The 23,332-nt window shown below is 72.0% G+C and carries 18 protein-coding genes and 1 pseudogene; 8 read left to right on the forward strand and 11 right to left on the reverse strand.

All coding sequences use genetic code 11. The features are described 5' to 3' along the window. Nucleotides 1–48: 48 nt before the first annotated feature. Nucleotides 49–957 (forward strand): LmeA family phospholipid-binding protein, encoded by a 909-nt coding sequence (locus O7608_RS05610; protein WP_289208951.1) that lies wholly within the window; start codon nucleotides 49–51, stop codon nucleotides 955–957. 191 nt (nucleotides 958–1,148) lie between these two features. Then, the gene (locus tag O7608_RS05615) at nucleotides 1,149–3,155 is read left to right on the forward strand and encodes an AAA family ATPase (protein WP_289208952.1); all 2,007 of its coding nucleotides are present in this window, start codon (nucleotides 1,149–1,151) and stop codon (nucleotides 3,153–3,155) included. 26 nt (nucleotides 3,156–3,181) lie between these two features. Here O7608_RS05615 and O7608_RS05620 read toward each other — a convergent pair whose 3' ends face one another. Together O7608_RS05620 and O7608_RS05625 are read right to left on the reverse strand one after the other, a co-directional pair. Next, complete coding sequence (locus O7608_RS05620) at nucleotides 3,182–5,221, reverse strand: AAA family ATPase (RefSeq protein WP_289208953.1); 2,040 nt, start codon at nucleotides 5,219–5,221, stop codon at nucleotides 3,182–3,184. Nucleotides 5,222–5,312: 91 nt separating this feature from the next. Continuing rightward, on the reverse strand, nucleotides 5,313–5,891 hold the full coding sequence (locus tag O7608_RS05625; protein WP_289208954.1) for an LURP-one-related family protein: 579 nt from the start codon (nucleotides 5,889–5,891) through the stop codon (nucleotides 5,313–5,315). A 182-nt stretch (nucleotides 5,892–6,073) separates the two neighbouring features. Between O7608_RS05625 and recD2 the strand changes: the two genes are divergently transcribed. Continuing rightward, the gene (gene recD2, locus O7608_RS05630) at nucleotides 6,074–8,323 is read left to right on the forward strand and encodes an SF1B family DNA helicase RecD2 (protein WP_502959177.1); all 2,250 of its coding nucleotides are present in this window, start codon (nucleotides 6,074–6,076) and stop codon (nucleotides 8,321–8,323) included. 39 nt (nucleotides 8,324–8,362) lie between these two features. On the opposite strand, the gene bla is transcribed toward recD2, so the two are convergent. After that, nucleotides 8,363–9,280 carry a class A beta-lactamase gene (gene bla, locus O7608_RS05635; protein ID WP_289208955.1) on the reverse strand — a complete coding sequence of 306 codons (918 nt, stop codon included), beginning with the start codon at nucleotides 9,278–9,280 and terminating at the stop codon, nucleotides 8,363–8,365. Nucleotides 9,281–9,406: 126 nt separating this feature from the next. On the opposite strand from bla, the gene O7608_RS05640 reads away from it, so the two are divergent. Together O7608_RS05640 and O7608_RS05645 are read left to right on the forward strand one after the other, a co-directional pair. Further along, nucleotides 9,407–10,318, forward strand: a complete 912-nt coding sequence (locus tag O7608_RS05640; protein WP_289208956.1) for a LysR family transcriptional regulator — start codon at nucleotides 9,407–9,409, stop codon at nucleotides 10,316–10,318. Nucleotides 10,319–10,325: 7 nt separating this feature from the next. Further along, nucleotides 10,326–11,234, forward strand: coding sequence for a serine hydrolase (locus O7608_RS05645; protein WP_353850552.1), 909 nt, complete (start codon nucleotides 10,326–10,328; stop codon nucleotides 11,232–11,234). A 288-nt stretch (nucleotides 11,235–11,522) separates the two neighbouring features. Here the strand turns inward: O7608_RS05645 and O7608_RS05650 are convergent. From O7608_RS05650 to mscL, 4 genes and pseudogenes are all read right to left on the reverse strand, one after another. Continuing rightward, nucleotides 11,523–12,170, reverse strand: a pseudogene (locus O7608_RS05650) (DUF6642 family protein); the annotation flags it as partial. 44 nt (nucleotides 12,171–12,214) lie between these two features. Continuing rightward, a complete protein-coding gene (locus tag O7608_RS05655; RefSeq protein WP_289208958.1) occupies nucleotides 12,215–12,517 on the reverse strand; it encodes a hypothetical protein in 303 nt (100 codons plus the stop codon). Nucleotides 12,518–12,570: 53 nt separating this feature from the next. Further along, on the reverse strand, nucleotides 12,571–12,861 hold the full coding sequence (locus tag O7608_RS05660) for a hypothetical protein (RefSeq protein ID WP_289208959.1): 291 nt from the start codon (nucleotides 12,859–12,861) through the stop codon (nucleotides 12,571–12,573). Between the two features lie 321 nt (nucleotides 12,862–13,182). Beyond that, nucleotides 13,183–13,635, reverse strand: a complete 453-nt coding sequence (mscL, locus tag O7608_RS05665; protein ID WP_289208960.1) for a large conductance mechanosensitive channel protein MscL — start codon at nucleotides 13,633–13,635, stop codon at nucleotides 13,183–13,185. A 613-nt stretch (nucleotides 13,636–14,248) separates the two neighbouring features. Between mscL and O7608_RS05670 the strand changes: the two genes are divergently transcribed. After that, entirely contained in the window at nucleotides 14,249–14,839 is a 591-nt protein-coding gene (locus O7608_RS05670; RefSeq protein WP_289210796.1) for a hypothetical protein, read from the forward strand. A 79-nt stretch (nucleotides 14,840–14,918) separates the two neighbouring features. On the opposite strand, the gene O7608_RS05675 is transcribed toward O7608_RS05670, so the two are convergent. Continuing rightward, a complete protein-coding gene (locus O7608_RS05675) occupies nucleotides 14,919–15,608 on the reverse strand; it encodes a FadR/GntR family transcriptional regulator (protein ID WP_289208961.1) in 690 nt (229 codons plus the stop codon). A gap of 50 nt (nucleotides 15,609–15,658) precedes the next feature. On the opposite strand from O7608_RS05675, the gene O7608_RS05680 reads away from it, so the two are divergent. Beyond that, nucleotides 15,659–17,029, forward strand: coding sequence for an MFS transporter (locus O7608_RS05680; protein ID WP_502959178.1), 1,371 nt, complete (start codon nucleotides 15,659–15,661; stop codon nucleotides 17,027–17,029). Between the two features lie 42 nt (nucleotides 17,030–17,071). Here O7608_RS05680 and O7608_RS05685 read toward each other — a convergent pair whose 3' ends face one another. Both O7608_RS05685 and O7608_RS05690 read right to left on the reverse strand, forming a co-directional pair. After that, nucleotides 17,072–17,428, reverse strand: a complete 357-nt coding sequence (locus tag O7608_RS05685; RefSeq protein ID WP_289208962.1) for an STAS domain-containing protein — start codon at nucleotides 17,426–17,428, stop codon at nucleotides 17,072–17,074. A 153-nt stretch (nucleotides 17,429–17,581) separates the two neighbouring features. Beyond that, nucleotides 17,582–19,672: a S9 family peptidase gene (locus tag O7608_RS05690; protein ID WP_289208963.1), complete on the reverse strand. Its 2,091-nt coding sequence runs from the start codon at nucleotides 19,670–19,672 to the stop codon at nucleotides 17,582–17,584. Nucleotides 19,673–19,772: 100 nt separating this feature from the next. On the opposite strand from O7608_RS05690, the gene O7608_RS05695 reads away from it, so the two are divergent. After that, the gene (locus tag O7608_RS05695; protein ID WP_289208964.1) at nucleotides 19,773–21,074 is read left to right on the forward strand and encodes an FAD-binding oxidoreductase; all 1,302 of its coding nucleotides are present in this window, start codon (nucleotides 19,773–19,775) and stop codon (nucleotides 21,072–21,074) included. Here the strand turns inward: O7608_RS05695 and O7608_RS05700 are convergent. Beyond that, complete coding sequence (locus O7608_RS05700; RefSeq protein WP_289208965.1) at nucleotides 21,013–23,226, reverse strand: SpoIIE family protein phosphatase; 2,214 nt, start codon at nucleotides 23,224–23,226, stop codon at nucleotides 21,013–21,015. The genes O7608_RS05695 and O7608_RS05700 overlap by 62 nt on opposite strands. Between the last annotated feature and the right edge of the window lie 106 nt (nucleotides 23,227–23,332).

A 23,332-nucleotide genomic window follows, 5' to 3' on the forward strand; every position in this document is an offset into this window, starting at 1 on the left:
TCATCTTCCTCCCGTCCGGCTCCCATCCGTGGCGGGTGTGATCGGGGCATGCGGATCTGGAGACCACGTAGTCGGCGCGCGTGGCTGGCGGTCACAGCGGTCGGGCTCGTCCTCGCCACCCTGCTCGTCGCCGACCGGGTCGCGGCGCGGCTGGTCGCCGGGCGGCTCGCCGACGCCGTGGCCTGTGCCACCGGGATGGCCGAGCCGCCCCGCGTCACCGTGCACGGCTTCCCGTTCGTCAGCCAGCTGCTGACCGGGCGGTTCGCCGGGCTCACGATCACCGCCGACGAGCTCGGCGGCGGCGAACTGGACATCGGCGGTGGGCTGGACATCGGCGGTGAGCCGCTGGTCGCCGGGGTGACCGTGCGGCTGAGCGACGTCGAGATCGTCGGTGACCTGACCAGCCCGTCCGGCGTGCGGGTCGGTCAGCTGTCCGCAGCGGCCACCATCGACCTCGGCCGGCTCACCGAGCTGGCCGGAACCCTGCCGGACGGCGGCGCGGCGGACGACACCACATCGGATGACACCGCGCCCGACGCCGGCACCGTGTTCGGTGGTGGACTGTTCGACGCGTCCGACCTGCGCATCCGGGGCACCGACAACGGTCAGCTCGTGGTGGAGCTGACCGCGCAGATGCTCGGCCAGGCCCTACCGGTCACCGTGTACGCCGTCCCGGAGCTCGACGGGCGGATGTTGCGCATCACCCCGGTCGAGGTCGAACTGTTCGGCCTGCGCCGCAGCGCCGACCAGCTGCCCGGTGCCCTCGGCGAGCGCCGGATCGAGCGGGAACTGCCCGAGTTGCCCGCCGGGCTCACGTACCAGGAACTGACCGTGACCGCCGACGGCCTGCTCCTGGCGGTCGGCGGGGAGTCGATCGATCTCGACGACATGGCCCGGCTGCGCCCCACCGCGTCGGCCGGGAGCAACGACACCGAGCCATGCCGGGAGCAGGGGTGAGCACCCACCGGCAACCGGCACGGTCCTTCGTGGACGAGCCGCTCACCGACCACTCCCACCGGTACGCAGAGCGACGACCGATTACCGGCTGGCGAGCCGATCCGGCCGCTGAGCGCGTAAGCGGGGCTGCCGTGCACCGGTGGTAGTAACGCAACGTAGTATGCCTCCAGGGCTGGAACACAGGGGGTGCGGTGGCGGGGCGGCTGGCGGACAGACTGGGAGCGGCCCGCGACGAGGCGTTCGTCGGCCGTACCGCCGAACTTGCCGCCTTCCGGGCCGCGCTCGCCGGGGCCGCCGACAGCCTTCCGGTGTGGTACCTGCACGGGCCCGGCGGCATCGGCAAGTCCATGTTGCTGCGTCGCTTCGCGGCGCTGGCCCGCGACGCCGGCCGGATCGTCGTCCAGATCGACAGCGCCGGGATCGACCCGTCCCCGGCCGGGTTCACCGCGGCGGCGTACGCGGCTCTCAGCGGCGCGCCCTCGGTGCTGCTGGTGGACACCTTCGAACGCTGCCAAGGGCTGGAAAGCTGGCTACGGGACCGGTTCCTGCCGCGCATCCCCGACGGCGTGCTGGTGGTGATCGCCAGCCAGCACCCGCCGGACCGGGAGTGGACCTCCGACCTCGGCTGGTCCGGGCTGCTGCAGGTGGTGGGCCTCGACGAGCTGCCGCCGGAGTCCGCCACCGAGCTGCTCGACCGACGGGGCGTCCCGCCGGAGCTGTGGGACGGGCTGCTGCGGTTCGCCGGCGGGCACCCGTTCGCGTTGAATCTCTCCGCGACGGTCGCCGTCCGCGACGGCCAGGGAGCCGCCAGCTGGGCCCCGTCCCCGGACGTGGTCGCGACGCTGCTGCGGCAGCTCGTCGGCGAGGTGCCGTCGGCGCAGCACCGGCTCGCCCTGGAGACCTGCTCACATGCCCTGACCACCACCGAGGACCTGCTGCGGGCGGTGGTCGGCGAGCCGGCCGCCGAACTGTTCGCCTGGCTGCGTCGGCTGCCGTTCGTCGAGTCCGACCAGGACGGAGTGATGCCGCACGACGTGGTGCGCAGTGTGCTCGACGCCGACCTGCGGTGGCGCGACCCGCACGGCTACCAGGTGATGCACGCCCGGGTCGCCGCACACCTGCTCGACCGGGCCCGCGCCGCCAGCGGCGACGCGGTGCTGCCGGCGGTCCGCTCGCTGTACCACATCCTGCAGGACAGCCCGATCATGGCGCCGTACGCGATGCGTCGCGCCGGTGGCGCGGTCTACCCGGACCAGCTGCGGGTCGCCGACCGCACGACGCTGCTGCGGATCGCCCGCGACGCCGACGACGGGGGAGCCGACCTGGTCGCCTTCTGGCTGGACCGCCAGCCGGAGGCGTTCGACGTGTACCGCCGTTCGGTCGACGCCGTCGTCGCCGGCTTCCAGGTGACGCTGCGGCTGACCGGGCCCGACCCTGAGGAGGTCGCCGTCGACCCGGTGGTCGCGGCAGCCTGGCGGTACGTCGCCACTGCGCCGCCCCGGCCGGGCGAGCACATCCTGCTGACCAGGTTCAGCTACCCGCTGCCCCGACAGCGGAGCTCCGGTGTGCGGGACCTGATGCACGTGCGCACCCTGCAAGGGTGGATCAGGTCGGAGCGGGTCGCCTGGTCGTTCGTCAGCCTCGACCCCGAGGCGGTCGGGGTCGCCGAGTTCATCGACCACCGGCTGGTCGAGCCGCGGCCGGTCGTCGGCGGCCGACCCTTCGACATGTACGCCCACGACTGGCGGGCGGTGCCGGTCGACGTGTGGGCCGACCGGATCACCGCCTGGCCCCTGGCCGGCGCACCAGGGCCGACGGTCGACCCGCCGGCGCGTACCGTCCTGGCCCGGCCGGACTTCGACAAGGCGGTCCGCGCCGCCCTGCGGCACCTGCACGACCCCGCCCGGCTACGGGGCAACCCACTGACCCGCAGCGCGGTGGTGACCCTCAGCTCTGGGTCCGGTGCCATCGACCCGGCCGAGGCGCTGGGTACGGTGCTGACCGCCACGGCACGGTCGATGCGGGACGACCCCCGGGACGCGAAGCTGCACCGGGTGCTGGCTGCCACCTACTTCGACGGCCCGACCACCCAGGAGGCGGCAGCCGACCGGCTCGGCCTGCCGGCCTCCACCTACAAGCGACACCTGCGCGGCGCCATCGACCGGCTGAGCGACCTGCTCTGGCGCGCCGACTCGTAGCCGGCCGGCATCGTCGCATGGTCAGCTCAGCCGTGCACCTCGTGGTCCCAGAGCAGATCGCTCAGCCGGTCCAGCCCCCTCGTCAGGTGCCGACGGTAGGTGCTGAACGGCAGCCCCAGCCGGTCGGCCGCCGCCTCCTGGGTCGGCGTACCGTGCACGAAGGTGGTGACCAGCACCCGGTGCAGCCGGGAATCGTCGCGCAGGTCGTCGATCGCCGCACCCAGCACGTCGCGCAGCGCCGCCACCGGGTCGGCACTGCCGTGGTCGGCCACCAGCCGGCTGCGGGTCAGCGGGTTGGCCGCCAACTCGTCCGGGCGACGCCAGGCCCGGACGGCGGAGCGGACCGCCGCGTCGAACTCCGGCCGGGACAGCACCAGCAGGTCCGCGCCGGTGTTCGCCGGCCTCGGCTGCAGGCCGTACAGCAGTTGCTGCTGGTTGTGGGCCAGCCACTGCATCAGCGGCGTCACCCGCCAGTCGTGGAAGAACAGGTGGTACGCGCGTGCGCCGACCCGGGGCGGAGCCTCGCCGACCGGGTGGTCGTCGAAGTACGTCACGTGGGCCGCCCAGAACTCCGCGTCGTGCAGCACCAGGTAGTGCAGGGCGAGGCCCTTGTCGTGGAGGAAGTGGGCGAGCATCCGCATCTGCATCAGGTCGTTGACCGGCGACGGACGCTGATAGGCCGGCGGGTGCACCATGAACCGGGCGATCCCGATGTGCTCGGCGGCCCGCAGCGGAGCCGTCGACCGGCAGTGCCGCCAGGCCCGGGCCACCACCGGATCGGCGTCCAGTTCGGCCTGGTCGGGGTCGGTCAGCCGCAACCAGACCAGAAAGGCGACCACCTCGTCGGTCGCCGAACTGCGGTAGACGTAGCAGGTGTCCGGCTGGCGGGCCAACCAGAAGTCGACGATGGCGGCGGACTGTGCGCCCTCGGCCTCGGTGGCCAGCCGCAGCACCGCCGTCCGGTCCGGCGGCCGGTAGACGTCCTCGTAGACCTTGCCCTCGCCGCCGAAGGTGAAGTACCGGCGGATCACCTGGGCGTGCCGCTGCAGGTACATCATCGCGCCGACGGCGGGCAGCACCGCCGCGCCGGTCGCCGCCAACGCCTGCTCCAGCAGGTAGTCGTGCAGCCGCCGGTGCATGGTCTCGTAGCCCTGCGGATCCCGCCAGCGCAGGTCGTCGTCGAGCGCGTCGCGGACGACGTCGTGCGGGTAGAGGCCCCGGGCGTCGGACTCGATGAACGGCAGCTCCCGCAACCAGGCGAAGATCGGCCCCGGTTCGACGTCCAGCACGGCCCGCAGCAGCCCTTCGGTGGTGGTCCGGGCGTGCGCGCAGATCTCCAACGCCAGCCGGTGCTGCGGCGACGGGGTCTCCCCGATCAGCTGGGTGAGCAGCGTTTCCACCACGTTCAGGCTGGGCCGCCAGGTGGCGGTGACCGCCGGGGTGTGGGTGACCGCCACCTCGGCGGCGAGCCGCAGCGCCAGCGGATGCCCGCCGGCGAAGGCCAGCACCGATTCGTGCAGCTCCGCCGGTACGCCCCGGCGGGTCAGCAGCGCCACCGCGTGCTCCCGGGCCAGGTCCCGCAGCGGTACCACCTTGAGCAGGTCCCGCCATGCCGGGTCGGCCCGCCACTGCGGGCCGGGCACGGAGCGCCCGGCCAGCACCACCGGTACGGACTCGGGCAGCCGGGGCAGGAACCGGTTCCGCAGCCAGTCCTCCAGCCCCTGGCAGTACTCGAAGGAGTCGACGAGCAGGACGGCCGACTCGTCGGTCAGCGCCGCTGCCGCGGCGGCCTCGAACCGGGCCGGGGACGGGCTGACCGCGCGACCGTCGACGTGCACCACCCGCCGCCCCGCTGCCGTCGCCTCGTCACCGAAGTAACGCAGCAGGGTCGACTTGCCGACGCCACCGGATCCGTGCAGGTAGAGCACGCTGAACGGCTCGGGCGCCCGAGCCAGGGCCTGGCGGAGCAGGTCGAGTTCCGCTACCCGGCCGACGAAGTAGCGCTCCCGGGTCTGCTTCAGCCGCTGGCCCAGACTGCTGGAAACTTCGCCACATCCGGCTGTCACAAATCGATATCTTAGTGAGGACGGCTCACCTGCGGCCGCCCGGTCCGCCCGCCCCGACGGGGCGGTACGCGGACCGGGCCCGGCGAGGCCGTCAGCGCGACTGCAGGGCGTCCAGCGCGACCGCCATGACGATGACCAACCGCCGGTCCAACTGCGGGTGGTGGATGTCGACCAGATAGCTGTCCCGCAGACCCCACTTGCGGACCACCGAGAACGCCGGCTGACCGTCGATCGTGAAGTCGAAGTGGTACGGCAGCCACGACAGCATGTCGCTGAGCCGCCGAAGGATCGCCACCGCCATGTTGCGTTCCGCGCCGGTGGCCACGCCCAGGCCGGGCTGCTCCAGGTGCCAGGTGGACCGCAGCAGGGACTTGGCGAAGTCCTTGCGGAACAGTCCGATCGGCGTGCCGGCGGCGTCGGTCACGTCGTAGGTGGCGCCGAGGTCGATGACCTGCCGGGCCTTGAAGCCCAGCAGCGGCTGCTGCCGCTGGTCGTCGGCGTAGAGGGTGACCTGCTCCCGGAAGGCCATCCGCTTCTGCTGGGCGAAGGCCAGCAACGGACCCGGCGAGCCGTCGGGCTGCGCCGCGCACACCTCGTACTGGTTGACCATCAGCCGGATGCGCTGCCGTACGAGCAGCTGTCGTTGGGATTGCAGGAACTGCTGGTCCATCGGTCGCCGACCTTCTCTTGCGCAAAGGGGTGGGGATCTGGCGGTACGGCGCCGGTGCTCCCGCGCCGAGCAGGCAGTGTGCCACGTGCCGGCCAGGCAGTGTGCCCCGCGCCGGCCAGGCAGTCTGCCCCACCGGCCAGCGCTACCGAGGTCGGTGCGGTGCCGATCGGCATAATCGACCGGTGACCGCCACCACCGGACGACCCGCCGCCGCGCCGCCGGCTGGCGCGGCGCGGCCCGGTGCCGTCCTGGACGCGGTCCTGGAACGGATCACCTACGCCAACGAGGAGACCGGCTACACCATCGCCCGGGTGGCCACCGACCGCTCCGGTGCCGACCTGCTGACCGTGGTCGGTTCGCTGCTCGGCGTACAGCCGGGGGAGAGCCTGCGGCTGGTCGGCCGCTGGGGGTCGCACCCGAAGTACGGCCGGCAGTTCGAGGTCCACTCGTACACGACCGTGCTGCCGGCGACGGTGCAGGGCATCGAACGCTACCTGGGGTCCGGGCTGATCAAGGGGATCGGCCCGAAAATGGCCGGCCGGATCGTCGCCCACTTCGGTGCCGACACGCTGCGGGTCATCGAGGAGGAGGCGGCCCGCCTGGTCGAAGTGCCAGGGCTCGGCCCGAAGCGGACCTCGCTGATCGCCAAGGCGTGGATCGAACAGCAGGCGATCAAGGAAGTGATGATCTTCCTGCAGGGCGTCGGGGTCACCACCTCACTCGCCGTACGGATCTACAAGAAGTACGGCGACGCGTCGATCTCGATCGTGCGTAACGAGCCGTACCGGCTGGCCGCCGACGTCTGGGGCATCGGGTTCAAGACCGCCGACACCATCGCGCAGGCGGTCGGTATCCCGCACGACAGCCCGGAACGGATCAAGGCCGGCATTCAGTACACCCTCTCCGAGGCCGCCGACAACGGCCACTGCTACCTGCCGGAACCGAACCTGTGTGCCGACGCCGCCGGCATCCTCGGCGTCGCCGTCGAGCTGGTCCGCGACGCACTCGCCGCGCTGGTCACCGAGGAAGGCGTGGTACGCGAGGCGGTGCCGAACCCGACCAGCGACGGCGGCACCATCCCGGCGGTCTACCTGGTGCCGTTCCACCGGGCCGAATGTTCGCTGGCCGGCAGCCTGCTGCGGCTGCTGCACTACCGGGCCGACCGGCTGTCGGCGTTCGCCGACGTCGACTGGGCAAAGGCGCTGGCCTGGCTGCGTGCCGGGACCGGCGCCGACCTCGCCCCCGAACAGGAGCAGGCGGTACGCCTGGCGCTGACGTCGAAGGTCGCGGTGCTCACCGGCGGTCCGGGCTGCGGCAAGTCGTTCACCGTCAAGTCGATCATTACGTTGGCTGCCGCCAAGGGTGCCAAGATCGTCCTCGCCGCGCCGACCGGCCGGGCCGCGAAGCGGATGACCGAGCTCACCGGGCACCCGGCCGCCACCGTGCACCGGCTGCTGCAACTGCGGCCCGGCGGCGATCCGACGTACGACCGGGACAACCCGATCGACGCGGACCTGATCGTCGTCGACGAGGCCTCGATGCTCGACCTGATCCTGGCCAACAAGCTGGTCAAGGCGGTGGCGCCCGGCACGCATCTGCTGCTGGTCGGCGACGTCGACCAGCTGCCGTCGGTCGGCGCCGGCGAGGTGCTGCGCGACGTGCTCGCCGCGCCCGCCGTACCGCAGGTGCGGTTGACCCGGATCTTCCGCCAGGCTCAGGAGTCCGGGGTGGTGGTCAACGCACACCGGATCAACGCCGGCGAGCAGCCCCGTACCGACGGCATGGCCGACTTCTTCCTGTTCGCCGCCGACGACCCGGAAGCGGTCGCCGGCCTGGTCGTCGACGTCGTCGCCCGCCGGATTCCGCGCAAGTTCCGGGTGCCGGCCCGCGACATCCAGGTGCTCGCCCCGATGCACCGGGGCCCGGCCGGTGCCGGCAACCTCAACGTCGCCCTGCAGGAGGCCCTCGCACCGCCGCGCGACGACCGGCCCGAACGGCGCCACGGGGCCCGGGTGTTCCGGATCAACGACAAGGTCATCCAGATCCGTAACAACTACGACAAGGGCACCGCCGGGGTCTTCAACGGCACCATCGGCGTGGTCACCGCCATCAGCACCGAGGACCGCAGACTCACCGTCCGCACCGACGAGGACGAGGACATCGAGTACGAGTTCGACGAGCTCGACGAGCTGCAGCACGCGTACGCCATCACCGTGCACCGCTCCCAGGGCAGCGAATACCCGGCGGTGGTCATCCCGGTGACGATGAGCTCGTACACGCTGCTGCAGCGCAACCTGCTCTACACGGCGGTGACCCGGGCGAAGAAGCTCGTCGTGCTGGTCGGCTCGCGCAAGGCGATCGCGATCGCGGTCCGGACCGCCGGGGCCGGTCGCCGGCACACCGCACTCACCCACCGACTGGCACCCGACTGACCCCTGCCCGACCCGTTTCTCATAGCCCGGGCCTGGATCTCACGGCCGCAGCGCGGCGACGACGACCTGCGCGGCCTGTGCGATCAGCGCGTTGTCGTACCCGGCGTCCGGATCGTCCCGGTCGGAAAGCACCGCCAGCACGATCGGTTGGCCGTCGGGCGGCCAGACCACGGCGATGTCGTTGCGCGTGCCGTATCCGGCGGCGCCGGTCTTGTCGCCGACGCGCCAGCCGGCCGGTACACCGGCCCGGATCAGCTCGTCGCCGGTGGTGTTCGCCACCAGCAGGTCGACCAGCAGGTCCCGGTCGTCCGTGGCGAGCGCGTCGCCGACGGCGTACGCCCGCAGACTTTCGGCCAGTGCCTGCGGCGTGCTGGTGTCCCGGGGGTCGCCCGGGGTGTAGTCGTTCAGCTCGGTCTCCCAGCGGTCCGGATCGGTCACGTCGTCGCCGATCTCCCGCAGCCGCTTCTCGAAGCCGGCAGGGCCACCGAGCTGCTCCAGCAACAGGTTGCCGGCGGTGTTGTCGCTGTACCGGATCGCCGCGTCGGCGATGTCGCGCAGCGGCATTCCGGTCTCGACGTGCTGTTCCGTGATCGGTGAATAAGTGACCAGGTCATCGGTGCTGTAACGGATCACCTGATCGAGCTCGGCATCGGTGGTCTGGTCGAACACCGCGGCTGCGGCGAGTGGCTTGAAGGTCGAGGCGTACGCGAACCGCTCGTCTGCCCGGTGTTCGACAATCTGGCCGGTGCCGGTGTCGACGGCGTAGACGCCGAGCCGGACGTCGAAGCTTTCCTCCAGGCGTCGGAGCTCGACCAGCTGTGCGCCGGTGGTCGCCGTCGTGGTCGGCTGCCCGACAGCGCTCGGGGCGGCGTCGGGCGGGCCCGAGGTCACACAGCCCGCCAGCGGTACGAGTGCCACCACCGCGACGGCGATACGGACAGAGGTACGCAAAGTCATGCGGAGCATCCTTTCCCGGTGTACTTGGGACGCCAGTCAGCCTGGCAGAGGAGTCGGATGCGGTAAAAGACGGCGACGCGCGTTCTGATGCTGATTCGGCATAGGGCCGGCATAGAATCAGCTGCCGTGGACGTGGTGGCCGCCTGCCGGGCTTTCGTTGCGGTGAGCGCCCACGGCAGCTTCACCATCGGCGCGGCGGCGGCCCGCATCCCGCAGTCCGTGGCCAGCCGGCGGATCGCCACCCTCGAACAGCACCTCGGTGCCCGGCTGTTCGACCGCTCGTCACGCGCCATCACCCTGACCGCTTTCGGGCGGGACGTGCTGCCCTCGGCCCGGCGCCTGGTCGACTTCGCAGACACCCTGGAACACCACGCCGAGCAGGCCCGACAGCGCCCGCTCCGGCTAGCCGTACCGGCGATCTGCCCGCCCCGGCGGCTGGCCCGGTTGGTCGCCGAAGCCCGGACCGACGGTCTGCGACTGGATCTGGTCCCCGCCGATCCGGCGGGGCGCGCCGACCTCGTCCACGGCCTGGAGGTACGCGCGGCGCTGCTCGCCGTGGCACCCGACGGCAGCCGGTGGCAGGTGCCGCTGGGGCTTGCCGGCTCGTCCGACGACTCCACCGGCGACGCCGCCGATCCGGAAGCCGCCGACCCGATCTTCCTCGCCGCGCTGCGCCCTGGTCGGTTTCGGCGTGACCCGGTCCGCCACCGGATCTGGATTCAGCCCGAGGACGACGTCCCGCATGTACGGGACCGGATGATCCATCTCGCCCAGTCCGTTGGTCTGGCACCCACGCAGGTCGGGCTCGCCCCCGGACTCGTCGCCGCGCTCGCCGACGTGTACGGCGGCGACCTGTTGCTCTGCTCGGCCAGTCAGGCCCGGGATCTCGGGCTGCGCTGGCGCCCGATCGGCGAGCAGGTGTTCGCCCGAGGCTACGACATCGCCGCCGGGTTGGCCGAGGACGCCCGGCGGTTGCACGACCTACCGGACGCCGCAGTGCGAGCCTGCCTCGGTGCCCCGCCCGACGAGCAACGGTAGGGAAGGCATGGGCGTCGCCAAGGTGCTGCGGCTGGCACGGGCCACCCTCGACGAGGCGGGACTCCGTGGCTCCGTCCTGGTCCGTGACCTGCGTACCGGCGACGAGCTTGGCATCGACCCCGACCTGGAGTTCCCGGCGGCGTCGCTGGTCAAGGTCCCGCTGGCGGTGGTCACGTTGGACCGGATCCACCGGGGGGAACTCGATCCGGCGACGCCGATCCTGGTGCGCCCGAACCGGGTCGCCGGGCCCGGCCCGACCGGGTTGAGCAAGTTCCGCCACCCGGCCACAGTGGCCGTCGAGGACCTGCTCTATCTCAGTACAGCGATCAGCGACGGCGCCGCCGCCGACGCGTTGTTCGGCCTCACGCCGCCAGCGGAGGTCACCATCGGGCTGCGCCGGCTCGGGCTGTCCGGGATCATCGTCCGGCACCCGATCAGTGACCTGACCGACACCCCTGCCGAACGGTTCGCCCCGCAGGAGAGTCACCTGGCGCAGTCGTTGGCCATCGGCGCGGCGACCGCCGGTCATGGCCACCCGGTCGCCCAACTCGACGTCAGCCGGGCCAGTACCGGATCGGCCCGCGCCTTCGTCGACCTCCTGCACGAACTCTGGCTGCCGACCGCGATGGACCAACGGGTTGCCGGCCGGGTCCGCGAGCTGATGGGTGACAACGTGCTGCGACAGCGACTCGCACCCGATTTCAGCTCCGATGCTGCCCGCTGGTCGTCGAAGACCGGCACCCTGCTCAATCTGCGGCACGAAATCGGCGTCGTGGAACACGCCAATGGCCAGATCTACGCGGTCGCCGCGCTGACCGAGTCCCGGGTGCCGGCGATGGTGCAGCCGGCGGCCGAGGCCTCGATGGCGTACGTCGCCCGCAGTCTGCACGACGAGCTTCGGCTGGTGGGCGGCTGACCCGACCGACATCCCAAGATCAGGTGGGCGCTATGGACCTCTCGACGGCGGGGTGCGGTCCAGGTCCATAGCACTCACCTGATCTTGGCGCGGTCAGCTTTCGGAGCCGGCTCGCTTTGGCCAGGTCGACGAACCCACGCCAGGCCGCCGGCGCAAACACGGCGCGCTCGACCGCGAACAGATTCAGCCATGCCGCCTTGCTTGCTATCGATCCTTCCGTGCGATGCCCGAGGGCCTGCTCCGCGCGCCGCTCCTGGCCCTGCCGCCCTGCGTCGGCACCTGCTGGGAGCCTCCTGCTGCCGGTTCGGCGGCCGCCGGTGCCGGCTGCCGGCCGGCCGACGCGCGTTGCCGGCCGGCCGGGCGCCAGGTGCGGCCGTTGGCGTAGACGATCCGGAACCCCAGGTACGCCGCCAACGGTGCCCAGTGCGACGAGCCCATCCGCAGCTCGGCGGCGTTGTTGTAGACCCCGTTGGCGAGTACGTCGAGCAGTACCGTCTCGAACGCGGCCGACTCCACCCAGTCGACCTCCCGGGTGTAGCCGCAGATCAGCGCGGCACCGGTGGTGGCGAGGAACTCCCGCATCCGCACGTCGGAGGCTCGCAGCACCGAGCAGCTGCCGAAGTAGAGCCGCTTGCCGGCACACCGGCCGGCCATCTGGTCGGCGACGTCGTCGAGGTCGACGTGGTGGCGTTCGGTCAGGCAGAGCCGGGTCGGCTCGCCGTGCATCGCGAAGAAGCCGACCCGGTAGTCGGCGTACTGGCGTAGCAGCCAGCGGTCCAGGAAGTAGGCGAGCTCGTCGGGGGTGGCGGCGTCCCGGTGGATGAACCGGATCCGGCCGAGCCGTTCCAGCAACTCCAGCGTGGGCAGCACGGATCCACGTTCGTTGAGGTCACGGTGCCACTGACCTTCGATGCAGAAGACACCACCGCGCGCCACGTCGCCCCCCACCGTGCCGGTCCGCCCGGTGACCATACCGCCGGTCAGGCGGGTGGTGTCACCTCGGATCGGGAAACGGTCAGTCGGACCGTGCCGACCTCGACCGCCGCGATCTGGTCCGCCCCGGCGTAGCCGACGCCGTCGATCTTGATGAACCCGGTACGCAGCAGCCGCGCGGCGATGTCCGGAGCGGTGGTCGGCTCGTCGCCGGCCTGTGGGTGCGGCACCTGGTCGCCGATCGCGTCCTGCGGGTCGACGTCGCCCTCGACGGCCACCGCCGCCGGGTCGCCGACCTGGGCCAGGGCGACCCGGCCGACGACATCACCGTGTACGTCGACCACCGTCATCCCAGGCGCTGTCCGCTGGATCGGGTCCGATGTCCCGAATTCGTCGACGCTGCTCATGGTTGCCCGGTTCCCCGCGCCGGCGGCGGACAAACCTCTTCGGCCGTCCGGTGGCGGGCAGCTGGGGGTCCGTCGGAGACCTCCCGCCAGTCGCCCGGCCCGGCGAGCAGGTGACGGACCATGTCGTACGCCGCGTCCTCGGTGCCGTGTTCGGTGAACCGGGACCGTCCGTCGGCCCCGCCCACCCGGGCCTCCACGTACCAGTGGTCGGCGTCGGTACGCAGGAAGACGTCCCGCCGGGCGAGCCGCCCCCACACCCCGTTCCACCAGTGCTTACGTTGCTCCACCGGGCGACCCTATCGAACATGTGTTCGACAGGACAGGTGTTTGGTCAGTCGGTTTCCGGGCGCTGGTAGCAGGCGCCGCAGGTCGGGTCGTCGCACCGGCTCCGGATGAGCGTGGCCGCCCGCCCGCCGGCCGGTCTCGCGGGTGGGCGGTTCAGGTCGGGTAGGGGGCGGGCGGGCGTCGCACAGTCCTGGGAGCTCGTCCCGGCTAGCTGCTGCATGTGTTCAGTGTCACTCAGGCCGGGTCGGCCTGTCGTCTTCTTTTCGACAACTGGGAGCGATATAGCAACTACGAAGGGTTGTCGACTGGGGGTGTGGAGTGAATCAGCGGAACTGGCCCGGCTGACCTGGCTGGCCCGGTTGCCCCGGCGTGCCTGGCTGGCTTGCGCGGGCGACCAGCGCGTCCCGGATCTCGGTCAGCAGCTTGATCTCCTCGCTCGGCGCGGCGGGCGGCGGCTCCTCGCCCCGACGGCGCCGCTCGGCCAGCCGATTCATCGGCAGGACGACCAGGAAGTAGAGCGCGGCGGCGGTCAGCGCGAACGTGATCACCGCGTTTACGAACGCCGGCCAGTCGAACTCGACTCCGCGGACGGTGACCACCGAGCCCGCGACGCCGTCTCCGCCGGTCAGCAGCACTGTCAGTAGCCGGATGAACGGTTCGAGGAACGACTTGGTCAACTGGGTGACGACAGCGGTGAACGCCGCACCGATCACGATGCCGACCGCGAGGTCGATGACGTTGCCGCGCAGGATGAAATCCTTGAAACCCTTAAGCATGAGGGGTACTCCCGGGGCCAGAGCGAGATGTCGCGGACAACCTACCCGTGACCGCCACCGCGGTGGTCCCTGGCCTGCGCGGTCCCTGGCCTGCGCGGTCCCTGGCCTGCGCGGCTCCGCCCGCAGGCCGGCCCGGAATGATCCGCCGGGCCGGGTCGTTGTGCATGGTCCGCGACGCGCAGTAGACCGCTTCGGCCAGCCCCCCGGCATGCCTGCCCGTTCCACCTGCCCGTTCCGACCTGCCTGGGCGTCCTGGCGGACCGGTACTGCGGTAGAACAGTATTCCTGTGAGGAATAATCATTCCTCTGAGGTATATCGTCCAGACCGGTATCCCTGTGTAGTGCCGTCACGGTCGGTGACGTGGCGGGCCGCGAGGCCCCGGCGGGGAATGGCCGGCCGGCCCGCATGGTTGTACATGGTCGCGACGCACGGAAGGCCAGCCCCGAGCGGGCGAGCAGCCGCCGCGGCGTCCCCGTACCACCCGGATGACCGTTTACCGCACACCCCGCACGACCGCCCGCCCCGGCACGCTTCCCGGGGCCCGGGTGGCGGGTGTGCCCCCTCGGAAAACGGAAGGTGGACCCCCCTATGACCACGATCATCACCCGCACCCTGGCCACCAGCCTGCGCACCACCGCTCTGGGCATCGCCGGTCTCACCCTGGCCGGCGGCGCGATCGCCGGCCCCGCGCTGGCCGCCGACCACGCCCCCGCCAGCATCGCCGCACCCGCCGCCGCAGCCGCGAGCGACAGCGGCGTCGACACCGCCAAGCTGATCCCGCACGGTGTGCAGGGCGAGCAGTCCCGCATCGACCTGAGCAGCGAGCAGACCGACAACGTCAAGGGCATCATCGCCGCCACGAAGAAGGCGGGCATGGACGAGCGGGCCGCCGTGGTCGCGATCGCGACCGCGCTGCAGGAGTCGAAGTTGGAGAACCTGGGCCACCTGGGTGACCGTAACGACCACGACTCGCAGGGCCTGTTCCAGCAGCGGCCGTCGTCCGGCTGGGGCACGGTGGAGCAGATCACCGACGTCGAGTACTCGACCACCGCGTTCCTCAACGGGTTGAAGCAGGTCGACGGCTGGCAGGACATGCCGCTGACCGAGGCCGCGCAGACCGTGCAGGTGTCGGCGTACCCGGACCACTACGCCCAGTGGGAGACCCAGGCCGCCGAACTCGTCGCCCAGCACTGGAACAGCTGACCCGGACGTAGACACAGACACCGTGCAAGGGCCGGACCCCGTACCCGGGGTCCGGCCCTTCCACGCGTACCCGCCGGGGTCAGTCGATGGTGAGGTAGGCCGCTGCCTCCCGGGCGGCCCGGTCCGGGTCGCCGTCGCGGATCGCCTCGACCAGCCGGGCGTGGTCGACGTGCCGGTCGGGGTGCAACTGTGGGCCGACGGCTTCGGCGACGGTCGTCCGCATCGCCGCGCCGATCGAGTCGTACAGCTCGGCGAGCATCACGTTGTGCGCCGCCGCCAGGATCGCCCGGTGCAGGGCCATGTCGGCCTCGACGAACGGGGTGAGGTCGCCGGTGCGCCACGCCGCCTCGCGGTCGGCGAGGGCCCGGTCCAGCGCGGCGATGTCGGCCGGGGTACGGCGTTGGGCGGCGAGCCGGGCCGCTTCGACCTCGAAGGCGCGCCTGACCTCGACGGTTTCCCGCCATTCGGCGGTGGCGCAGCGGCGGGCGACGGCACCGGCGAGTTCGTCGGTGGAGACGACGTACGTGCCGGAGCCCTGCCGGCACTCCAGGATGCCGGCGTGGACGAGCGCCCGTACCGCCTCCCGGACGGTGTTGCGCCCGACGCCGAGCGCCTCGGCCAGCTTCGGCTCGGTGGGGATGCGGGAGCCGAGGGGCCAGTCGCCGGCGGCGATCGGCTCGCGCAGCGACTCGATCGCCTGGCGGACCAGGGTCTGCCGGGAGCGGGCGGGCCGGGCAGCGGCCGCAGGGGAAGGTACCGGTGGTGTCATCCGTTACATCACCCGACCATAAATCATCCCATGATTTTAGGATGGCAGGCATGACTCCGCCAACCGCCCTCGCCACCCGGACCGCCGTCCGCACCGGTACGGCACCGGCGCCGGCACCGGCCCCGACCGGCCCGGCGGGCGACCGGCTGCCGGATCCCGGCGGGCGCGGGCGGCACCGGGCCACCCACCGCCAGCAGGTCCGGTCCGGCCAGGGCGCGCTCCTGGTGCTCGCCGCGATGGTGCTCGTCGCGCTCAACCTGCGGATGGCGATCACCAGCCTCGGTCCGCTGCTCGACGAGGTCCGCACCGGCCTGCCGATGTCCGCCCTGCAAGCCGGAGTGGTGACCACCCTGCCGGCGTTGGCCTTCGCAGCGGTCGGGTCGGCCACCCCGTGGCTGGTCCGTCGCTTCTCCCCGCCGCGACTACTGGTCGCGGCGATGGGCGCGCTCGCCCTCGGGCAGCTGCTGCGGGTGGCGACCGGCGACGCCTGGCTGTTCGTGGCGACCAGCGCGCTGGCCCTGGCCGGGATCGCGGTCGCGAACGTCCTGCTGCCGATGCTGGTCCGACAGTACTTTCCGCACCGGATCGGCCTGGTGACCGGCGCGTACAGCATGTCTCTGACCATCGGTGCCTCGGTGGCCGCCGGTACGGCGGTGCCGATCGCCCACGCGGCGGGCAGCTGGCGGGTGGGGCTCGGCTTCTGGGCGCTGGTCGCGGTGGCCGCCGCCGTGCTGTGGGTGCCGATCGCCTGGCGGAGTCGGCGCCGCGCCGCTGCCGCTGCTGCCCGTACCGCTGTCGATGCCGGCACCCCGCGCCCGGCGGCCGCCGCCGGGGTACGGATCCGGGCGGGCCGGACCCGGCTCGGCTGGCTGATGGCGGTCTTCTTCGGTGCCCAGTCGTTCGCGGCGTACGCGCAGATGGGCTGGTTGGCGCAGCTGTTCCGGGACGCCGGCTTCCGGGCGGAGACCGCCGGGCTGCTGCTGGCCGGTGTCACGGCGGTGAGCGTGCCGATCGCGATGGTCATGCCGACGTTGGCCGGCCGGATGACCAGTCTGCGGCCGCTGGTGCTCGGTACCGCCCTGGCGTCCGGGCTGAGCTACGCCGGGCTGCTGTGGTCGCCGTACGACCTGGCGTTGGTCTGGATGGTGCTGCTCGCCCTCGGTCAGGGCACCTTCCCGATGGCGCTGGCCATGATCGGGCTACGGGCCCGGACCGGCGCGGGCATCGTGTCGCTGTCGGCGTTCACCCAGAGCGTCGGTTACCTGATCGCGGCGGTCGGCCCGCTGTCGGTGGGCCTGCTGTACGGGCGGACCGGTGACTGGGTGGCGCCGGTCGGCCTGCTCGTTGTGGCGTTGCTGGTGCAGACCGGTGTCGGCTGGTCGATTGCCCGTCCACGGTGGATCGAGGACGAACTGCGCTGACCGGTCGAGCGACGACCGCCAGTCGGCCGGGCCGGGGCGACCTCAGTCGGTCGCCGCCGGCTCCGGTGCGGAGACGGCCTCGTCGACGGTGGGGAAGGTCTGCAGGACCTCGACGAGCCCACTGACTTCGAGGATGCGCAGCACGCCACGTTGCGGGGCGGCGAGTCGGACGACGCCGCCCGCCTCGTCGCAACCGTTCTTGGCCCGGACGAAGACCGACAGGCCGGTGGAGTCGCAGAACGAGACGTCGGCGAGGTCGAAGACCAGCCTGCTGCGGCCTTTGTCCAGTAGGTCGGTAATCTGGTCCTGCAGCTGCGGGGCGGTGGCCATGTCCAACTCGCCACCGACCGACACCACGACGACATCGCCGCGCTGCTGCGTCTCCACCGTCAAAGACATTCACGACCTCCAGCCATTCCGCTCGAACGGTACTCCACTCGATGTCGTCCGTGCCGGACCGGGAGTTCGTCGTCGGTGCCACCATAATCGGTGGCCCGGCGACGAATCGCACCACCGGCACCTTACCCGTCCGCTCCGGGGCGGCCGGCCGTCTCAGTCCCCGGCCCGGCCCACCCGGTCGAGGATCCAGGCGGTGACGAACGCCTCCTCGTGCCAGGCGTCGTAGCGGCCGCTCGGACCCCCGTGCCCGGCACCCATCTCCGTCTTGAGCAGGTACGACCCGCCCGGTGCCACCGCCCGCAGCTTCGCGACCCACTTCGCCGGCTCGTGGTAGAACACCCTGGTGTCGTTCAGGCTGGTCACCGCCAGGATCGGCGGGTAGTTGACGGCGGTCACGTTCTCGTACGGCGTGTACGAGCGCATGTACGCGTACACCTCCGGGTCGGCCAGCGGGTTGCCCCACTCCTCCCATTCGGTGACGGTCAGCGGCAGCGACGGATCCAGGATCGTGTTCAGCGCGTCGACGAACGGCACCTGCGCGACGACCCCGCCGAACGCCTCGGGCGCGAGGTTGGCCACCGCGCCCATCAGCAGCCCGCCGGCGGAGCCGCCCCGGGCGACCAGCCGGTCGGTCGTCGTCCAGCCCGCCTTCACCAGATGCCGGGCGCAGGCCACGAAGTCGGTGAACGAGTTCTTCTTGGCCAGCATCTTGCCGTGGTCGTACCAGCGGCGGCCGAGTTCACCGCCGCCGCGTACGTGCGCGACGGCGAAGACCACGCCCCGGTCGAGCAGTGACAACCGGGGGACCGAGAACCAGGGGTCCATGCTGATCTCGTACGAGCCGTAGCCGTAGATGACGCAGGCGGCGGAGCCGTCGCGCGGGGTGCCGGCGCGGCACACCACCGAGATCGGCACCCGGGTGCCGTCGTCGGCCATCGCCCATTCCCGATGCTGTTCGTAGTCGTCGGGGTCGTAGCCGCCGAGCACCGGCTTGCGCTTGAGCAGCGTCATCGCCCGGGTGACCAGGTCGTAGTCGTAGACGGAGTCGGGGGTGACCAGCGAGGTGTACCGGATCCGCAGGGTGCTGGTGGTGTACTCCGGGTTGGCGTCCAGCCCGACGCTGTAGATCGGCTCGGGGAACTCCAGGTCGAAGGTGTCGGTGCCGCCGGCGGGCAGCACCCGCAGCCCGGTGAGTCCGTCGGTGCGCAGCGAGACCACCAGGTGGTTGGCGAAGGCATCCACCGACTCGAGCCGGGTGCCGGGCGTGTGGTCGATCAACGGCACCCAGTCGCCGGGGGTGTCCGCCGAGGTGTACGCCAGGGCGAAGTCCTCGGCACCGTCGTTGTGCAGGATCAGGAACCGGTGCCCGTGGTGCTCGACCGAGTAGTCGACGCCCTGGCGGCGGGGCGCGATGACGACCGGCTCGGCGGTGGGGTCGGCGGCTGGCAGCGCCCGTACCTCGCTGGTGGTCTTGCTGTGCGCGTCGATCAGGATGAAGCGCTCGGAGCGGGTGAGCTCCACGCCGACCCAGAACCGTTCGTCGTCCTCCTGGTAGAGCACGTCGTCGGTGTCGGCGGCGGTCCCGACCCGGTGCCGCCAGACCCGGTACGGCCGCCACGCGTCGTCGACGGTCAGGTAGAACAGCACGCTGCCGTCGGCCGACCAGGCGGTGCCGTAGAAGGTCGACGGGATCTCGTCGGGCAGCACCTGCCCGCTGGCCAGGTCCTTGACCCGCAAAGTGAAGCGTTCGTCGCCGGTGAAGTCGGTGGAGTAGGCCAGCCACCGTCCGTCGGGGCTGATGTCGAAGGTGCCCAACGCGAAGAAGTCGTGTCCTTCGGCGAGGGCGTTGCCGTCGAGCAGGATCTCCTCGTCGGGCGGTGGTGCGCCGTCGACGGTGGCCGGCGGCTGCGTCTCGTCTGGACTGACCGGCCGTCGGCACTGGATTCCGTACTGCTGACCCTCGACCGTCCGGGTGTAGTACCAGTGGTCGCCCTTGCGGGTGGGCACCGACAGGTCGGTCTCCTGGGTGCGCCGCTTCGTCTCGGCGAACAACGTCTCGCGCAGCGCGGCGAGGTGTGCCGTGGCACCCTCGGTGTAGGCGTTCTCCGCCTCCAGGTAGGCGATGGTGTCCGGGTCGTCCTTGACCGCCAGCCAGGCGTACTCGTCGATGACGGTGTCGCCGTGGTGGGTGCGCTCGGTCGGGACACGCTTGGCGGCGGGAGGCACGGGTGCGTCGGTCGTCACCCGGCCACGGTACCGCCCGGGTGCGACGGGTCGGTGCCGGTCGTCGACCACTCGACGTCGATTAGAACATGTGTACGATGTCCGGTGGGAGGTGTGTGGTGTGCTTGATCACCTGGCGGAGATCTGCGGTGCCCGGTACGCGCGCCGGGGCGGCGAGGGCGACGCGGTGGCGGCGACCACGCCGCGGTGGGTGGTGTCGCCCGGCAGTCCCGGGGTGGTCGCTGATGTCCTGCGGCTCTGCGCCGATCGGGGTCTGACGCTGGTGCCCCGGGGTTCGGGCAGCAAACTGGACTGGGGTGCCGCTCCGCCGCATGTGGACATCTTGTTGGACACCGTGCGGCTCTCCGGGATCTGGCACCATCCGCCGGGTTCGGCCACCGTACGGGTCGGTGCCGGCACCACCCTGCAGGCGGCCCAGCGGGCGGTCGGTCGGACCGGGTGGCGACTGCCGTTCGATCCGCCCTCGGCCGCCGCCACGGTGGGCGGGGTCGTCGCCACGGCTGAGGCCGGGCCGTTGAGCCACCGGCACGGCTCACCCTGTCGGCATCTGACCGGCGTCGACTACGTCGACGCCACTGGTGCCCTGGTCCGGGCCGGGTCCAGCGGCGGTGGCCCCGACCAGGTGCCGGAGCTGCTCTGCGGGTCGCAGGGCGCGTTGGCGGTGCTGGTCTCGGCGACCGTACGCCTGCAGCCCGCACCGGCCGACCGTCGCTGGGTCTGCCGGTCCGTCGCCACCCCGCTGGAGGTGCACGACCTCGTCGAGGAGCTGACCGGCATCGGGCTGCAACCGGCGGCGATCGAGCTGGACCTGCCGGCGTCCGACGCGCCGTCCGGGTCGGGACCGACCGGGCCGGACCGGGCCGCCGGGCCGAGACCGACGGTACGGTCGGGACCAGCCGTACGGTCGGGCACGCTCGCGGTGCTGTTCGAGGGTGAACCGGGCCCCACCGGCAGCCGCGCCGACCGCGCCGCCGCCCTGCTCGGCGGCACCGCCACCGTCACCGACCGCCCACCGTCCTGGTGGCAGCGCTACCCGTTCGGTCCTGGTGACGTCGCGATCCGGTTGGCCGTACCGGCGGCCCACCTGCACGCGGCGATCTACGCCCTGCGGGACGCCGTCGGCGCGCCGGTCGGGGTGCGTGGTTCGGCCGGCACCGGCGTGGTGCACGCCGTGCTGCCCGGGGCGACCTCACCGGAGCGGATCGGCGGGCTGCTCGCGACGGTGCGCACGGTGCTGCTCGCCCGGGGCGGGACCTGCCAGGTGCTGGCGGCACCGGCAGCGGTACGCCGGTCCGTCGACATCTGGGGCGACGTGCCTGATCTGCCCCGGTTGCGCCAGCTCAAGCAGGCCTTCGACCCGCACCGCCGGCTGGCCCCCGGCCGGCTTCCCGGCGGCCTGTGAGGTGGTCGGTCTGGCCCGTGCCGGCCGGGCCCGTGCCCGCCGTCAGTTCGTTACGGACCACCAGGATCGCGATGTCGTCGCGGGGTGCCTCGGCGGAGAAGTCCAGCGTGGCGGTCCGCAGCCGGGCCGCGACCACCTCGGCCGAGAAGCCGGCCAGCGGTGCCGCCGCGCGGCGCAGCCGTTCGGTGCCGAACAGTTCCCGGCCGTCCCGCCGCTCGGTGATCCCGTCGGTGTAGAACACCAGGGAGTCGCCCGCCGCCAGGCTCAGCTCCACCGACGGCGCGGTGATCCGGTCCAGCAGACCCAGCGCGGTCCCACCGGCGCCGACGAACCGGGCCTGCCCGTCGCCGCTGACCAGCACCGGCCGGTCGTGTCCGGCGAGGTGCAGCCGGACGTCGAGCCGCTGGTCGTCGGTGACCCCGACAGCCGCCATGGCCAGTGTGCAGTACCTCCCACCGCCGCGTTCGACGAGCGTGTCGTTGAGCCGGCCCAGCACCTCCGGCAGCGCCTTGCCGTCGCGGACCAGCACCCGGATGACGTCGCGGACCAGTCCGGTGACGGTCGCCGCCTGGACGCCCTTGCCGGAGACGTCGCCGACGACCACCAGCCACCGGCCGCCGGGCAGCGGCACCACGTCGTAGAAGTCGCCGCCGACCTCCACGGCGTCGCCGCTGGGTACGTACTCGGCGGCCAGCCCGATGCCGTCGATCACCGGCAGCACCGGGGGCAGCAGCGACTGCTGCAGGGTGTGCGCGACCCGGCGACGTTCCTGATGGATCCGGGCGTTGTCGATGGCCAGCGCGGCCCGCCGGGCGACGTCCTCCAGCACGGCGACCTCGTCGGGGTCGTGCCGGTGTCGTTCGTGCCGGCCGACGGCGAGGGTGCCCAGCCGCTGCCCCCGGGCCACCAGCGGTACGGCGAAGCCGTCCATCGGGGCGCCGAGCGGCACCTGGGATCCGATGCGGGATGCCTCCCGTAGCCGGGCGGAGACCGAGTCGGGGCCGGATTCGGTCAGCGTGGCGTGCAGCGCCGGCAGGACCGTCTCGTCGGCGTGGATCGCGGCGGCCAACTGCAGCTGACCCCACTCGTCGGCGGTGTGCACCGCGCACCACCGGCCGAGTCGGGGCACCACCAGTTGCGGGATGAGTGCCATGGTCAGGTCCACGTCGAGCGACTGGGCGAGCAGTTCGCTGGCTTCGGCCAGGAAGGTCAGCCAGGTCTGCCGGCGCAGGTCGGCGCGGCGCAGCCGGTCGTTCTCCAGGTGCAGGGAGAGCCGCTCGGCGACCAGGGTGGCCAGCGGTCGGGCGTAGTCGGAGGGTGCGGCGTCCAGTTCCAGTTCACCGCTGTACGGCCGGTGCAGGGTGAGCGGCACGCGCAGCAGCTCACCGGAGCGCGGTGACCGGCCGTAGCGGGCGAGCACCTGGGTGCCGTACCCGTCGCCCCGGTCGACCCGGATGGTGCCGCCGGCCGCCCCGACCAGGTCGGCGACCCGGGCCAGCAGGGTCCCGGCCAGGTCGGCGAGCGGATCGTCGGCGTACGGCTCCGGGGCGGCCTGCAGGAGTGCGGCGAGCGTGGCGGCGCTGGGGGCGGCCGGTCGGTGCTCGTCGTCGACCGGCGGTGCGGGTACGGCGGACACGCCCTGCCACGGGTCGACCGGGCCGGCTGGGTCGGCCGGGCCGGTCGGGTCGACCTGGTCGGGCGTCGGCGTGGCGGGGTGCCGGTCGAGCCGGAACCAGACGCCCTTGCCGCTGGGCAGGTGGGTGGTGCCCCAGCGGCTGGCGAAGTGGTCGACCAGCAGCAGGCCGCGACCGCGTTCGGGCACCTCACCGATGTTCTGCCGGTCGTTGCGGGGGTGGGCGGCGACGGTTTCGATGGGCCCGGCGGCGAAGTCGGTGACCGTGACGGTGAGCCCGACCGCGTCGGCCGCCACTTCGATGATCAGCTCGGTGCCGGCGTGTACGACCGCGTTGGTGGACAGCTCGGTGGTCAGCAGCAGGGCCTCGTTGAGCAGGTCGTCCAGGGCTGCGTCAGAGAGTATGGATCTGACTACTGCTCGTGCTGTTGCTGGGGTGCGTCGGTCGGCGGGCAGGCGTACTCGTCGGAAATGTTCACTCCCAGTACCGGTGGTGGGACCCTCGGCCCTTGCTGTCACCTGCCAGTTCCTCCGATCGCCCGGTTCATCGAAACGGTCGTGCACCTCGCATCTGTCACGGTAGTCGAGCAATGATGAGGTCAGCCCACTCCCAGAGCTGAGCGAG

Source organism: Solwaraspora sp. WMMA2056 (assembly GCF_030345095.1).
Classification (GTDB): domain Bacteria; phylum Actinomycetota; class Actinomycetes; order Mycobacteriales; family Micromonosporaceae; genus Micromonospora_E.

Excerpts from the sequence above, each read along its gene's own strand:
- O7608_RS05655 (WP_289208958.1), bottom strand. The coding sequence starts at position 12,517 with ATGACGGTGGTCGACGTACACGGTGATGTCGTCGGCCGGGTCGCCCTG.
- O7608_RS05680 (WP_502959178.1), top strand. The coding sequence starts at position 15,659 with ATGACTCCGCCAACCGCCCTCGCCACCCGGACCGCCGTCCGCACCGGT.
- bla (WP_289208955.1), bottom strand. The coding sequence starts at position 9,280 with ATGACTTTGCGTACCTCTGTCCGTATCGCCGTCGCGGTGGTGGCACTC.
- mscL (WP_289208960.1), bottom strand. The coding sequence starts at position 13,635 with ATGCTTAAGGGTTTCAAGGATTTCATCCTGCGCGGCAACGTCATCGAC.
- O7608_RS05610 (WP_289208951.1), top strand. The coding sequence starts at position 49 with ATGCGGATCTGGAGACCACGTAGTCGGCGCGCGTGGCTGGCGGTCACA.
- O7608_RS05675 (WP_289208961.1), bottom strand. The coding sequence starts at position 15,608 with ATGACACCACCGGTACCTTCCCCTGCGGCCGCTGCCCGGCCCGCCCGC.
- O7608_RS05685 (WP_289208962.1), bottom strand. The coding sequence starts at position 17,428 with ATGTCTTTGACGGTGGAGACGCAGCAGCGCGGCGATGTCGTCGTGGTG.
- O7608_RS05645 (WP_353850552.1), top strand. The coding sequence starts at position 10,326 with ATGGGCGTCGCCAAGGTGCTGCGGCTGGCACGGGCCACCCTCGACGAG.
- O7608_RS05625 (WP_289208954.1), bottom strand. The coding sequence starts at position 5,891 with ATGGACCAGCAGTTCCTGCAATCCCAACGACAGCTGCTCGTACGGCAG.